The sequence below is a fragment of the Nocardia gamkensis NBRC 108242 genome (assembly GCF_001612985.1).
Classification (GTDB): Bacteria; Actinomycetota; Actinomycetes; order Mycobacteriales; family Mycobacteriaceae; genus Nocardia; species Nocardia gamkensis.
Genome location: NZ_BDBM01000002.1, coordinates 187,179 through 200,048, shown reverse-complemented (window position 1 = coordinate 200,048; position 12,870 = coordinate 187,179). Strand labels below are relative to the sequence as shown.

Below are 12,870 nucleotides of genomic sequence, written 5' to 3'. Positions count from 1 at the left end.
GCCACATCGAAGCGGGCCCACCTCCGAGCGCGGAGGTGGGCCTCTTGTGCAAGTCGACGCTGCCGCACACGGCCGCCGCCGTGAACGAGAACGCCCGACGCGGCGAACGGCCCAGTATGGCGCTCGACCGGATCCTCGACGTGCCGCGAGCTGTTGCGATGGGGAGGAATAGCGGCCGCCGCAGACTGATACCGACGACCGGTACCGACCTACGCCTTCGGGTGGTAGCGCAGCACCGCGACGTCGCCGAGCTGGGTGACGTCGACCAAACGCATCCGCCGCGTCGAGCCGCCCGGGAATTGCGCAGGATTCACGAACCGCGGCGCACTGGGGTCGCCGACCAGGGTAGGGCCGATCGCGAGGTGCAGCTCGTCGGCGAGTCCCGCTGACAGGAACACCGTGTGCATGTGGGAGCCGCCCTCGACCATCAACCGGCCGACACCCCGGGCACCGAGGTCATCGAGCAGCGCACCGAAGTCCACTGTCTCGCCGAGCGCGACCACGTCCGCCAGGTCGCCGAGCTGTTCGCGCGCCTTCGCTGCGCCGGCCTCGGTCGTGTAGACCACGGGCCGGTGCTCGTCAGTGCCGTGGTGCCAGAACTTCGCCTCGGGGTCGAGGTTGCCGCTGTCGGTGACGGTCACCTTCAACGGCTGCCGTGCCCGGTCCGCGGCCGCGCGTTCGTTCTGCCGGTCCTCGCTCTTCACGATGAGCCGGGGATTGTCGGCGCGGATCGTGCCCGCTCCGATCAGGATGGCATCGGAGTCGGCGCGGACCTGGTCGACGCGATCGAAGTCCTCGGCGTTGGACAGCAGCAGCCGCTCGGCGGTCGTGTCATCGATGTAGCCGTCGATGCTGGTCGCGACCGACAGCAGCACGAAAGGGCGCGTCACGAGAGGACCGCCCAACGCTCGGCGGCCTCACGAAACTGCGCGACCTCGGGCAGGTGCCGCCCCGACAGCAGCTCATCGACCTTGCGCACATTCTGCAGAACGCGTTCGGATCCGGTGCTGACGCCGACCTGCATCGCCGCCAGCCCAAGCGTGGCAGCTGGCTCGGCCTCACCCGCGCACGCGTACGCGAGCGCCTGCCGCGAGGTGTAAACAGCTTCATCGCGCGTGAACCCGGACTGCATTCCGCTGATCGCCCGACCGAACTGGTCGATCGCCGTCCGATAGTCGCCCAGCGCTGCGCGCCCGTGCGCCTGGTGCGCGTCGATGTACGGCCCGTCGAGGAACCCACCCCACACTGGATCCGCGTCCGAGTCGGCCGCCAGCGTCCGGGCCCGGTCGAACGCACGGGCGCTGCCCGAGCGGTCACCGGCCAGCGCGGCACCGTGCCCGGCGAATGTCGCTGCCACCGCAGCGAAGCGGGTTCCCGGAGGCGCGGCGCGTTCGGCAGCCTCGGCCAACTCCATTGCCTCGGTGCCGTCTTCCATGTCGTTCGCGATCTGCGCCTTCCGGATCAGGGTCGCCGCGATGCAGTAGTCGTCGCCGAGCTGGTGCGACCACGTCAGGGCGCGATCGGTCCAGTGCTGAGCACGAGACCAGTTGCACGCGTCCTGATACAGCCACGCCGCGAACTCGGCGTAGAAGATCCGCATGCGTTGCATCTCGGCGGCGTCGCCGATCCCCGCGCACCGCAGCTGGTTCATGATTTCGAGATTCTGCTCGACCAGCGGGACCACTGATTGTCCGCCGTAGAGGTTGTCGCTCTCGATCAACGCCGTGCGCAGCGTGCGGAAGTGGGCGGGATGGTCGATGTGACTGTGAGCCAGGGCCGCCGCGGACTTGGCGCCCACGGCGGCGGCTAGGGCTGCGGCACCGAATCCTGCGACTACGGTGCGACGTGGGAGTGACACGAGGACGACCTCTCCGGCGGCGGTCCGGGCGCGCACCCAGACCTGATCAGCATCACCAGCACCCGACGCGATCGGCACCAACCGACCGGGGGTGTCATTCGCCAGCGTAACCGTTACCGGAAGACCGTCGTCGGGTTCGTCTCGCTGCGATCGGATCTCGGCGAGGGCCCGCTCGAACCGGGCAATCACCTCCGGCGACGCTTCCGCGAGCGCCTTGTCCAGCAGTTCCCGGCTGCTCGGACGCATATGCGCCGAGACACCCTGAAGCTCCCAGTTCGTAACCGACCGTGACGAGATTCCCGTTCTGGCCGCGAACTTTTCGATGCTGAGAAGCATCGCCTCGCGCAGCGCTTTCGATTCCACTCCGGTCCAGCGATAGATGATCATCGGCTCGCTCCAGCCCCCTGCTCGTGCCGCCGTGGCGATATCGAAAGCTACACCGGTTCAACCGCATTCGCTCTCGAATCGCTCAGAGGAGATCCTGCGAAGTTGCGTTGCAACTGCGTCGCTACTGCCTGGTTGCTTCAACCCGCCCCGACGACGATGAAACAGCACACCGGTGCTGGACCGCAGGCGATTCCTCATCTCCGTCTCGGATGCGTACCCGGCCGCGTGCGGAGGTCATCTTCGGTTCGGACTGCGCGGCCGGTTCCGGCACCGGTGTGCCCCCGAACCTGCCTGCCACGGAGGCCGCCATGCGTATTTCGCGAGACACCCGGGACCTGTGGGCCGCGCACTACCGCGACTGCGGAACCGAACCCACCGATCTCGACCTGGACCGCGCCCGCTTCGTCCTCGTCGACCACTCCGGCCACGGCGGCGGGTGCCTGCAATACCTCGCCGCGATGGCCTACTCGCTCGGATCGCGGGGGTAGGCGCGGTGATGGACGCGGGCAACAGGTCTCAATGTGGGTTGCCGGACTGGCACGAGCTCAGTGCCGCGATCCGCTACGTCGCTGGTGACAGGCCGGGCGATCACCTGATCACGAAGTGGGCCCGCGCACTTGGGCACCTGCACCGCACCCGGTACATCGACCCCGGCCGCACCGCAGACGTCGACCACCTCCGCGCCGAGCTCGTCACATTGATCAACCAGTGGGTGACCACCCACCTCGCGCCGGCCACCCGCGCCGCCGATGTCGGGCCCGCCGCTGACGCGCTCGCCGCCGCGTATATCGACGCCGAAGTGCTGCTGCTCGCACCGAACGAAGTCCCGCAGGACGACCTCCACGCAGCGTGGTCGCAGGTGGGGTACCTCGCCACCCAGTGGGCCGACCTCGTCGCCGCGGTGGTGGACGGACAGCAATGCCCGCCGGGCCGGTGCTGACCCTCGCCGCGATGGCCGCCGCCGTCATCGCCTGCGTGTTCGTCACTGCCTGGCTGGCAACCGGTGCACCAGCGACCGGGCCACGGTTCATCGAAATCGACGAACGCCTCAGCCACGAGCCTCCGCCCCTGCCGCTGACGGTCGAGCAGGCCCGCCAGCAGTGGGCCCGGCATCTTCGGCTGCCGTCTCGGCTGCTGCGCACGCAAGCGGGAGATCCAGCGGGTACTGCGTGCGGCCGGAGTCGCCCCACCCCTCTACGTCACATCAACGGCACCGACCCGGCGAGGTGGTCGGCACGCCCACCCCAGAAGGAGGAAGACATGAAATTACGAATCGGCCGCTCTCTGCGCGTGGGGTGCGCCGCAGCGGCAGTGCTCGCCGGAGTCGCCCCGGCCGCCGCGCACGCCGACCCCGGATACCAGGCCACCGCTGACCGTGCCTGCACCTTCGCGTTCAACAAGGAGCCCTACCTGCTGCACAAAGCCGTCGTCGTCGGCGGAACAGTGAAATGCGACCCCGCCCCGGCCGCGTTCCGCATTGAATTGCAGCTATGGCACCGGTCGGGCACCAGCAACCCGAAGCCGAAGGGTGACCACGTCGTTGTCACCCAGATCCCCAACCCCACTCTTCACGTCGCCACGATGGCGTTGGACTGCGTACCCGGCGTGTGGCAGGGCAAGATCGTCATGCGGGCTACCTGGGGCACCGGGACGGATGAGGGCCGCAAGGAGACCATAGCGACCTTCATCCAGTGCTAGGTTGGCCCCGTGAAGCTGCTATTTATCAGCAGCGGCCCTGTCACTTGGTCGACTCGCTGGCTCTGGTTGCGCCAAACCCTGTACCTCCGGATCCGGGGTGTCTCCCGCGCGCCTGGCTACACCGGCGAGAACCAGTGGAACCCTCGCCGTGAGTACGGCGGATGGGTCATCCGTCCGGCCAGCGGGTGGCGTCGGATCCGCTGGATAACCCCACCGCTGCACTACACGCGCGCCATCCCCGCTGACGACATGTACGTCGTCGGCACTTGGATGTTGGAGAAGCTGGAGAAGTAGTCCGGTACAGCGGATACAGCGAATTCCCGCCCCGCTCCCGAATCCACGGGGGCGGGGCGTTACTCGTCGACAGGCAGACCGACGCAGGTCACGGAGTCGGCCCTCGCGGATCGCCCTCCGGCGGCGCCACTACCGCATCGAGCGGCGGCATCCAAGACCCGCCGCAGGTGTCGACCAGCACGGTCACGTTCGTTGTCCCGCCGTGGATGTCGCCCTGTGGACCGCGCGGCATTCACGTCCCGAGCACCACCTGATCGCGACCAGCGCACAACGCGGCCCGGCGCATCGCCGCCGCGTCATCGAGCGCGTCGCGCGCCATCGAATCCAGGATCGAAGGCGGGTCCGGCATCGAGTTGTCCTCGGTCTGGCAGAGATCTCCTGCCCCGCAATATCAGTCGCGCTGCGCATTTCACAGCCGATTGCCAGGCCTGTCGCACCGGTGTCCCAGTGACGGAATCTTCGATAGGACCGGTGAGCCGCTCCCGACAGTGGTTCACGGTTCGAGAGAAAGGAATTCCGTGTCGCTCTCCAAAACCGCTACGCCGCTGCGGCGTCTGGCCCGGGTCGCCGTGGCCGGTGCGCTGATCGCCGTCCCGCTCGCGGCCCTCGCATCGACCGCATCCGCCGAAACTCCCGCCGACCAGGGCCAGGTGCAGCTGGTGGACGCACCGCAGCAGGGCGCCGACATCGATGGCGGGCCCCGTCATTTCGAACGTCACGAACGGCATGACGGGCCGGGTCGTGGGCCGGACGACCGCGACTGCGGGCCGGACGGCGGCCCCGGGCCGGACGGCCCGCGGCACTTCTACAAGTTCGAGCATGTCCTGCCGCCGACCGGCTCGAGCTAGTCGTTCCGCTCCGACGAAAAGGCCCACCTCCGAGTTCGGAGGTGGGCCTGTGTTTCAGCGGGGGCTCAGGCCATGCCCGCGATCCAGTTGTGCATCCAGGAGATGGCCGTCTGACCGCCGCCCACAGGGTAGCTGCCGTACAGGGTGTGGGACTGCGACTTGTAGAAGCGCTCCAGGTCCTTGGCCCGCTGCTGGGTGGCCGAGTCGGTCAGCTGCGCTTGCAGGACCGGGACACCGCCCGAGGACATCAGGTCGCCGAGGATGTTGCCCGCCTCGATCTGGTAGCGCCACATGTTGGCGGGGTTGGCGTCCGACGCCTGGGCGAGGAAACCGGCGAACCGCGTGACGAAGTCGTCGGTCGCGGTCGCGCAGTAGAGGTCGTCGAGCGCGCAGATGGTGCGGGTGCGATCGCTGACCCAGCCGAAGCCGCCGACCCGGGGGCCGCCCGCGCCCGCGCCGGGAGCGACGGGGCCGACCTGGACGTCGGTGGGCGACCGGCGCGGATCGGAGATCAGGCCGACACCGGCGATGCGATCGGCGGGCACGACGCTGAGGCCGGTGCCGATCTCGGCGGCCAGATCACCGGCGGCGTCCGCACCCTGGCTGTAGCCGACCAGCGCGATCCTGGTCGCGCCGCACCGTTGCGCCATGTTCGCGATCAGGCCGCGCGCGTTGTCGACCGCCTCCTTCTTGGAGTTGCCGTAGATCTCACCTTCCCAAGGGAAGGCGGTCGCGGCGTAGGTCACGTAGTCGACTTCCGCGGAACCGGGCAGCCCCCGGGTGACGCCGGCGAGCATGCCGGGCTGCGGGGTCTTGTCCCGCCCGGTCTCCCAGGTACCCGGGATCGCCACCACGTACAGGCTCGGGCAACCGGGAGCGGCGCTCGCCGACCCACTGCCGAAAACCAAGCCGGACATCACGGTCGCGGACGCGCCCAGAGCCGCGACGACCTTCTTCCACTGCATACCGCTCCAAACCTCGCCCTCGTCGAACTGCCCGCCGAGTTGCCGCGTCAATGCTGAACTCACCGGATGTCGTTTCAGTGCACGCCGGGTGAACAACGATCACCCGACCGGTATGACGTGCACCCATTACCGCATCCCAAGATCAGCAGCTCGCCGGAGATCACAATAAAGCCACGAACGCCGCAATGCCATTCGAACCTCGTAGTGTGTCGGATTTCCGATACCTGCTCGGGCTGGAACACAGGTGCGGCGTGGGCGGACCAGCGATCGCGAAAAGGCGCCTGCGGACGAGTTGTCCACAGGCGCCTTTGTTTCCGCTCCGGTAAGAGAGGGGTTCTAGCGCTGCGCCACCATGGTGGGGGTGATCGGCGCCGGGAGGGCGGTCTCGCCTTCCAGGTACCGGTCCACACCCGCGGCCGCGGCACGGCCTTCGGCGATGGCCCAGACGATCAGCGACTGACCGCGGCCCATGTCACCGGCGACGAAGACGCCGGGAACATTGGTGGCCCAGTTCTTGTCGCGTTGCACGTTGCCGCGCTGGTCGTAGCCCACGCCGAGATCGGTGAGCAGGCCCGGCTTCTCGGGACCGACGAAGCCCATGGCCAGCAGCACCAGATCGGCCTCGAGGGTGAAGTCGGTGCCCTCCACCTTCTCGAAGCGACCGTTGACCATCTTGACCTCGTGGGCGTCCAAGCCGGTCACCTTGCCGTCCGCGCCGACGAATCGCTCGGTGTTCACCGAGAACACCCGCTCGCCGCCCTCCTCGTGCGCCGAGGAGACCCGGTACATCAGCGGATAGGTCGGCCACGGGGTAGACGCGGCCCGCTCCTCCGGCGGGCGCGGCATGATTTCGAACTGGTGCACGCTGGCCGCGCCCTGCCGGTGCGAGGTGCCGAGGCAGTCGGCGCCGGTGTCGCCACCGCCGATGATGACGACCTTCTTGTCCTTCGCGTGGATGGGCGGCAGGCCCTCGTCATCGGTGACGTCGTCGCCGTGCTGCACCCGGTTGGCCCACGGCAGGAACTCCATGGCCTGGTGGATGCCGTCCAGGTCGCGGCCCGGGATCGGCAGGTCGCGGGCCAGGGTGGCGCCACCGGCCAGCACGATCGCGTCGAACTTCTCCCGCAGCTGCTCGGCCGTGATGTCGACGCCCACGTTCACGCCGGTCTTGAAGATGGTGCCCTCGGCCTCCATCTGCGCCATGCGGCGGTCGATGAAGCGCTTCTCCATCTTGAATTCCGGGATGCCGTAGCGCAGCAGGCCACCGATGCGGTCGGCCCGCTCGAACACGGTCACGGTGTGCCCGGCGCGCGTCAGCTGCTGCGCGGCGGCCAGACCGGCCGGACCGGACCCGACGACGGCGACCTTCTTGCCGGTGAGGCGGGTCGGGTAGACCGGGGTCACCCAGCCCTCGTCGAAGGCGTTCTCGATGATCTCGACCTCGACCTGCTTGATCGTGACCGGATCCTGGTTGATGCCGAGCACGCAGGACGCCTCGCACGGCGCAGGGCACAACCGCCCGGTGAACTCCGGGAAGTTGTTGGTCGCGTGCAGCCGGTCGATGCCTTCCCGCCAGCGGTCCTTGTAGACCAGGTCGTTCCACTCGGGGATCAGGTTCCCCAGCGGGCAACCGTTGTGGCAGAACGGGATACCGCAGTCCATGCACCGGCTGGCCTGGGTGCGCAGGGTCTCGTGGGAGAACTTCTCCTCGTAGACCTCTTTCCAGTCCATCAGGCGCAGCGGCACCGGCCGCCGCTTGGGCAGTTCGCGTGCGGTGTGCTTCAGAAAACCCTGGGGGTCAGCCACGTGCGGCCCCCGAATGGTCACAGCGCTTCGTCCACGTCATCTCTAGAACTTCCTTAGCCACGAGCGGCCTCCATAATCGCTTCGTCCACGTCCTTGCCGCTCTTCTCAGCTTCGGAGATGGCGAGCAAAACCTTCTTGTATTCGCGCGGCATGACCTTCGCGAAGTGGTTCACCTGCTGCGACCAGTCGCTCAGAATGCGCTCGGCCACCGCGGAACCGGTCTGGTCACGGTGCTGGGTGATGATGTCGTGCAGCCAGGTGAAATCGTCACCGGACAACTGCTCGACGGCGTCGGCCTGCTCGGGGTTGAGCTTGGACGCGAAGGTGCCGTTCGGGTCGAACACGAACGCCACGCCGCCGGACATACCGGCGCCGAAGTTGCGTCCGGTCTCGCCGAGGATGACCACCCGGCCACCGGTCATGTACTCGCAGCCGTGGTCGCCCACGCCTTCGACCACCGCGGTGGCGCCGGAGTTGCGCACGGCGAACCGTTCGCCGACCACGCCGCGGAGGAACACCTGACCGCTGGTGGCGCCGAACAGGATCACGTTGCCCGCGATGATGTTCTGCTCCGAGACGAACTCGGCGGGCGCGTTCAGCGACGGGCGCACCACCAGGCGACCGCCGGAAAGACCCTTGCCGACATAGTCGTTCGCGTCACCCTGCACGCGCAGCGTGATGCCCGCGGGCACGAAGGCGCCGAAGCTGTTGCCCGCCGACCCGGTGAACGTGATGTCGATGGTGTCGTCGGGCAGGCCTGCGCCGCCGTAGAGCTTGGTCACCTCGTGACCGAGCATGGTGCCGACGGTGCGGTTGACGTTCGTGATCTTGGTCTCGAACTTCACCGCCTGACCCCGCTCCAGCGCGTCGCGGCTCTGCACGATCAGCTGCTGGTCCAGCGCCTTGTCCAGGCCGTGGTCCTGGGACTTGGTGCAGCGGCGGTCCTGGTACATGAACGCCGTCTCGACGTCGTCGAGGATCGGCGACAGGTCCAGCTTGCTGGCCTTCCAGTGCTGCTTGGCCCGCGAGGTGTCGAGCAGGTCGACCCGGCCGATGGCCTCGTCCAGCGTGCGGAAGCCGAGCTGCGCCAGCAGCTCCCTGACCTCTTCGGCGATGAACAGGAAGAAGTTCTCGACGAACTCCGGCTTGCCGGTGAACCGCTCGCGCAGCACCGGGTTCTGCGTCGCGACGCCGACCGGGCAGGTGTCCAGGTGGCAGACGCGCATCATGATGCAGCCCGAGACCACCAGCGGCGCGGTGGCGAAGCCGTACTCCTCGGCGCCGAGCAGCGCGGCGATCATCACGTCGCGGCCGGTCTTCATCTGACCGTCGACCTGCACGACGATGCGGTCGCGCAACCCGTTGAGCAGCAGCGTCTGCTGGGTCTCCGCGAGGCCGAGCTCCCAGGGGCCACCCGCGTGCTTGAGCGAGGTCAGCGGGGACGCGCCGGTGCCGCCGTCGTGGCCGGAGATCAGCACGACGTCGGCGTGCGCCTTGGAGACGCCCGCCGCGACGGTGCCGACGCCAGGTTCGGCGACCAGCTTCACGTGGATGCGCGCCTGCGGGTTGGCGTTCTTCAGGTCGTGGATCAGCTGCGCCAGATCCTCGATCGAGTAGATGTCGTGGTGCGGCGGCGGCGAGATCAGGCCGACGCCCGGCGTCGAGTGCCGCACCTCGGCGACCCACGGGTACACCTTGTGTGCCGGAAGCTGGCCACCCTCGCCCGGCTTCGCGCCCTGCGCCATCTTGATCTGGATGTCGGTGCAGTTGGTCAGGTAGTGCGCGGTCACGCCGAAGCGGCCGGAGGCCACCTGCTTGATCGCGCTGCGCCGCCAGTCGCCGTTCTCCTCCGGCTCGAAGCGCGACGGCGACTCGCCGCCCTCACCCGAGTTCGACCGGCCGCCGAGGCGGTTCATCGCGATCGCCAGGGTCTCGTGCGCCTCGGCCGAGATGGAGCCGTAGCTCATCGCGCCGGTGGAGAACCGCTTCACGATCTCCGAGGCGGGCTCGACCTCGTCGATCGAGATCGGGCTGCGCGCCTTGTGCTTGAACTTGAACAGACCGCGCAGCGACGCCAGCCGCTCGGACTGGTCGTCGACCAGCTTGGTGTACTCCTTGAAGATCGGGTACTGGCCGGACCGGGTGGCGTGCTGCAGCTTGAACACCGTGTCCGGGTTGAACAGGTGGTATTCGCCCTCACGCCGCCACTGGTACTCGCCGCCGACCTTGAGCTCGCGGTGGGCGCGCTCGTTGCGGTTCTCCAGGAACGCGATCCGGTGCCGCTGCGCGACGTCCTCGGCGATCTCGTCGAGGCCGATGCCGTCCAGGTGCGAGCGCAGGCCGGTGAAGTACTCGTCCACCAGGTCCTGCGACAGGCCGATCACTTGGAAGAGCTGGGCGCCGTTGTAGGAGGCCAGCGTGGAGATGCCCATCTTGGACATCACCTTCAGCACACCCTTGCCCGCGGCCTTGTTGTAGTTCGCGACCGCCTTGCGGTAGTCGGCGGCCAGGTCGCCGGTGCTGCCCGGCAGCTCGAGGGCGCCGCGCTCAAGCATGTCCTCGATGGTCTCGAAGGCCATGTAGGGGTTGATCGCGGCGGCGCCGAAGCCGACCAGGGTGGCCATGTGGTGCACCTCGCGGGCGTCACCGGCCTCCACGACGAGGCCGACCATGGTGCGGGTGCGTTCGCGCACCAGGTGGTGGTGCACCGAGGAGGTCAGCAGCAGCGACGGAATCGGCGCCAGCTTCTCGTTGGACTCGCGGTCGGACAGCACGATGATCCGCGCTCCGCCGTCGATGGCGGCCGACACCTGGGTGTTGATCGCCTCCAGCGCCTTGCGCAGGCCCTTGCCGCCCTTCTTGACGGGGTACAGGCCGCGCACGACCACCGAGCGCAGCTCGGGGTGCGATCCGTCGTCGTTGATGTGCACGAGCTTGGCCAGCTCGTCGTTGTCCAGGATCGGCTGCTCGAGCGCGATCATGTTGCACGACTCCGGCCCCGGGTGCAGCAGGTCGGCCTCCGGGCCGATGTTGCGCTTGAGGCTGGTGACCACCTCTTCCCGGATCGCGTCCAGCGGCGGGTTGGTGACCTGCGCGAACAGCTGGGAGAAGTAGTCGAACAGCAGGCGCGGACGGGCCGACAGCACCGCGATCGGGGTGTCGGTACCCATCGAGCCGAGCGCTTCGCCGCCGGTCTTGGCCATCGGCGAGATCAGCAGGTTGAGCTCCTCGGTGGTGTATCCGAAGATCTGCTGGCGGATCAGCACGCGGTCGTGCGACATGTGCACGTGCGGGCGGTCGGGCAGGTCGGCGAGGCGGGACACGCCCGCGTCCAGCCACTCCTGGTACGGGTGCTCGGCGGCGAGCTGGGACTTGACCTCTTCGTCGCCGACGATGCGGCCCTGGGCGGTGTCGACCAGGAACATGCGGCCCGGTTGCAGGCGCGCCTTCCTGACCACCTTGGACGGGTCGATGTCCAGCACGCCGACCTCGGAGGCCATCACGACCAAGCCGTCGTCGGTCACCCAGATACGGCTCGGCCGCAGGCCGTTGCGGTCGAGCACGGCGCCGACGACGGTGCCGTCGGTGAAGCACACCGAGGCGGGGCCGTCCCACGGCTCCATCAGCATCGAGTGGTACTCGTAGAAGGCCCGCTGGCGCGGGTCCATGGTGTCGTTGCGTTCCCAGGCCTCGGGAATCATCATCAGCACGGCGTGGGGCAAGCTGCGGCCGCCGAGATGCAGCAGTTCCAGCACCTCGTCGAACCGGGCGGTGTCGCTCGCCCCCGGGGTACAGATGGGGAAGATCTTCTCCAGCCGGTTCTTGCCCGCGGAGTCGACGCCGAAGACGTCGCTGCGCAGCAGCGCCTCACGGGCGCGCATCCAGTTCTCGTTGCCGGTGACGGTGTTGATCTCACCGTTGTGCGCCACCCGGCGGAACGGGTGCGCCAGCGGCCAGGAGGGGAAGGTGTTGGTGGAGAACCGGGAGTGCACGATGCCAAGGGCGCTCTCCACCCGGGAGTCCTGCAGGTCCAGATAGAACGCGCGCAGCTGCGGCGTGGTGAACATGCCCTTGTAGACGAAGGTCTGCCCGGACAGGCTCGGGAAGTAGACCGACTCCCTGCCGACCGCGCCCTCACCCGCACCGGCCGACCCCAGCTCGCGCTCGACCCGCTTGCGCACCACGTAGGCGCGACGCTCCAGATCCATCTCCGACAGCGGATCGGAAGCGTTCTTCGGGGAGGCGATGAAGATCTGCCGGAAGCTCGGCATGGCGTCGCGGGCCAGCGCGCCGAGCGACGACTCGTCGATCGGCACCTCGCGCCAGCCGAGGACGTCGAGGCCCTCTTCCTTGACGATCTTCTCCACGCCGTAGGCGGCGCGCGCGGCTTCGCGGCGGGCCTGCGGCAGGAAGGCGATACCGGTGGCGTAGGAGCCCTCCGGCGGCAACTCGAAGTCCACGATGGCGCGGAAGAACCGGTCCGGGACCTGGATCAGGATGCCCGCGCCGTCGCCGCTGTTGGGCTCGGCGCCCGCGGCGCCACGGTGCTCCAGGTTCAACAGAGCCGTAATAGCCTTGTCGACGATGTCGCGGCTGCGGCGGCCGTGCATGTCGACGACGAATGCGACGCCGCAGGCGTCGTGCTCGTTCGCCGGGTCGTAGAGCCCGATGGGTCCAGGTGACCTGTGGCCAGGAAGTTGCGTCATGCCTCTGCCTTCAAGAAAGTCGGCCTTCGAAGAAAACGGCCTTTCGCCGAACGCCTCCGTACAAGACTGCGCCCGTACGTTCCGAAGCCAGCCGCGCTGATGGTCTTCGGCGTGCAGTCAGGTCTGCAGTTGTCTCTCCACCCGCTTCTGTGACGTAGTGGGTGCCCTTCGGTAACGGATCCCTAACAAGATCCTTACCTCCGAGCGGGTGCTCGCCCGCTACGCTGAGCACCTGGCTAGGGCTGCCCGAGCGGGCGAGGTAGCCGAACGTTCTGTGTTCGGCGTAAGAGCAAACGATAAGTCAGGTC

The 12,870-nt window shown here is 68.1% G+C and carries 10 protein-coding genes; 5 read left to right on the top strand and 5 right to left on the bottom strand.

Annotated features, from left to right (window positions below; translation table 11 throughout):
- Window positions 1-209: 209 nt before the first annotated feature.
- The gene (locus tag NG1_RS01050) at window positions 210-890 is read right to left on the bottom strand and encodes a RibD family protein (protein WP_062967013.1); all 681 of its coding nucleotides are present in this window, start codon (window positions 888-890) and stop codon (window positions 210-212) included.
- Window positions 887-2,194, bottom strand: coding sequence for an NsdA family TPR-like regulatory protein (locus NG1_RS39290; protein WP_501193571.1), 1,308 nt, complete (start codon window positions 2,192-2,194; stop codon window positions 887-889). Before NG1_RS39290 ends, NG1_RS01050 begins: the two co-directional genes overlap by 4 nt.
- A 359-nt stretch (window positions 2,195-2,553) precedes the next feature.
- On the opposite strand from NG1_RS39290, the gene NG1_RS01040 reads away from it, so the two are divergent.
- The 5 genes from NG1_RS01040 (at window position 2,554) to NG1_RS01020 (ending at window position 5,085) form a co-directional block, all read left to right on the top strand.
- Window positions 2,554-2,733, top strand: coding sequence for a hypothetical protein (locus NG1_RS01040; protein ID WP_062967217.1), 180 nt, complete (start codon window positions 2,554-2,556; stop codon window positions 2,731-2,733).
- 8 nt (window positions 2,734-2,741) lie between these two features.
- The gene (locus tag NG1_RS01035; protein ID WP_062967009.1) at window positions 2,742-3,185 is read left to right on the top strand and encodes a hypothetical protein; all 444 of its coding nucleotides are present in this window, start codon (window positions 2,742-2,744) and stop codon (window positions 3,183-3,185) included.
- 11 nt (window positions 3,186-3,196) lie between these two features.
- Complete coding sequence (locus NG1_RS01030; RefSeq protein ID WP_157113794.1) at window positions 3,197-3,943, top strand: hypothetical protein; 747 nt, start codon at window positions 3,197-3,199, stop codon at window positions 3,941-3,943.
- A gap of 9 nt (window positions 3,944-3,952) precedes the next feature.
- Window positions 3,953-4,237, top strand: a complete 285-nt coding sequence (locus NG1_RS01025) for a hypothetical protein (protein WP_157113793.1) — start codon at window positions 3,953-3,955, stop codon at window positions 4,235-4,237.
- 518 nt (window positions 4,238-4,755) lie between these two features.
- Complete coding sequence (locus tag NG1_RS01020; RefSeq protein WP_062967003.1) at window positions 4,756-5,085, top strand: hypothetical protein; 330 nt, start codon at window positions 4,756-4,758, stop codon at window positions 5,083-5,085.
- 65 nt (window positions 5,086-5,150) lie between these two features.
- Here NG1_RS01020 and NG1_RS01015 read toward each other — a convergent pair whose 3' ends face one another.
- The 3 genes from NG1_RS01015 to gltB all read right to left on the bottom strand — a co-directional run bounded on the left by NG1_RS01015 (window position 5,151) and on the right by gltB (window position 12,562).
- Window positions 5,151-6,050, bottom strand: coding sequence for a cutinase family protein (locus tag NG1_RS01015; RefSeq protein WP_062967002.1), 900 nt, complete (start codon window positions 6,048-6,050; stop codon window positions 5,151-5,153).
- A 336-nt stretch (window positions 6,051-6,386) separates the two neighbouring features.
- Window positions 6,387-7,856 (bottom strand): glutamate synthase subunit beta, encoded by a 1,470-nt coding sequence (locus tag NG1_RS01010; RefSeq protein ID WP_062967000.1) that lies wholly within the window; start codon window positions 7,854-7,856, stop codon window positions 6,387-6,389.
- Between the two features lie 53 nt (window positions 7,857-7,909).
- A complete protein-coding gene (gene gltB, locus NG1_RS01005; protein WP_062966998.1) occupies window positions 7,910-12,562 on the bottom strand; it encodes a glutamate synthase large subunit in 4,653 nt (1,550 codons plus the stop codon).
- Between the last annotated feature and the right edge of the window lie 308 nt (window positions 12,563-12,870).

Coding starts and splice junctions, on each gene's coding strand:
- NG1_RS39290 (WP_501193571.1), bottom strand. CDS start 2,194: ATGCTTCTCAGCATCGAAAAGTTCGCGGCCAGAACGGGAATCTCGTCA.
- gltB (WP_062966998.1), bottom strand. CDS start 12,562: ATGACGCAACTTCCTGGCCACAGGTCACCTGGACCCATCGGGCTCTAC.
- NG1_RS01035 (WP_062967009.1), top strand. CDS start 2,742: ATGGACGCGGGCAACAGGTCTCAATGTGGGTTGCCGGACTGGCACGAG.
- NG1_RS01030 (WP_157113794.1), top strand. CDS start 3,197: ATGGCCGCCGCCGTCATCGCCTGCGTGTTCGTCACTGCCTGGCTGGCA.
- NG1_RS01040 (WP_062967217.1), top strand. CDS start 2,554: ATGCGTATTTCGCGAGACACCCGGGACCTGTGGGCCGCGCACTACCGC.
- NG1_RS01015 (WP_062967002.1), bottom strand. CDS start 6,050: ATGCAGTGGAAGAAGGTCGTCGCGGCTCTGGGCGCGTCCGCGACCGTG.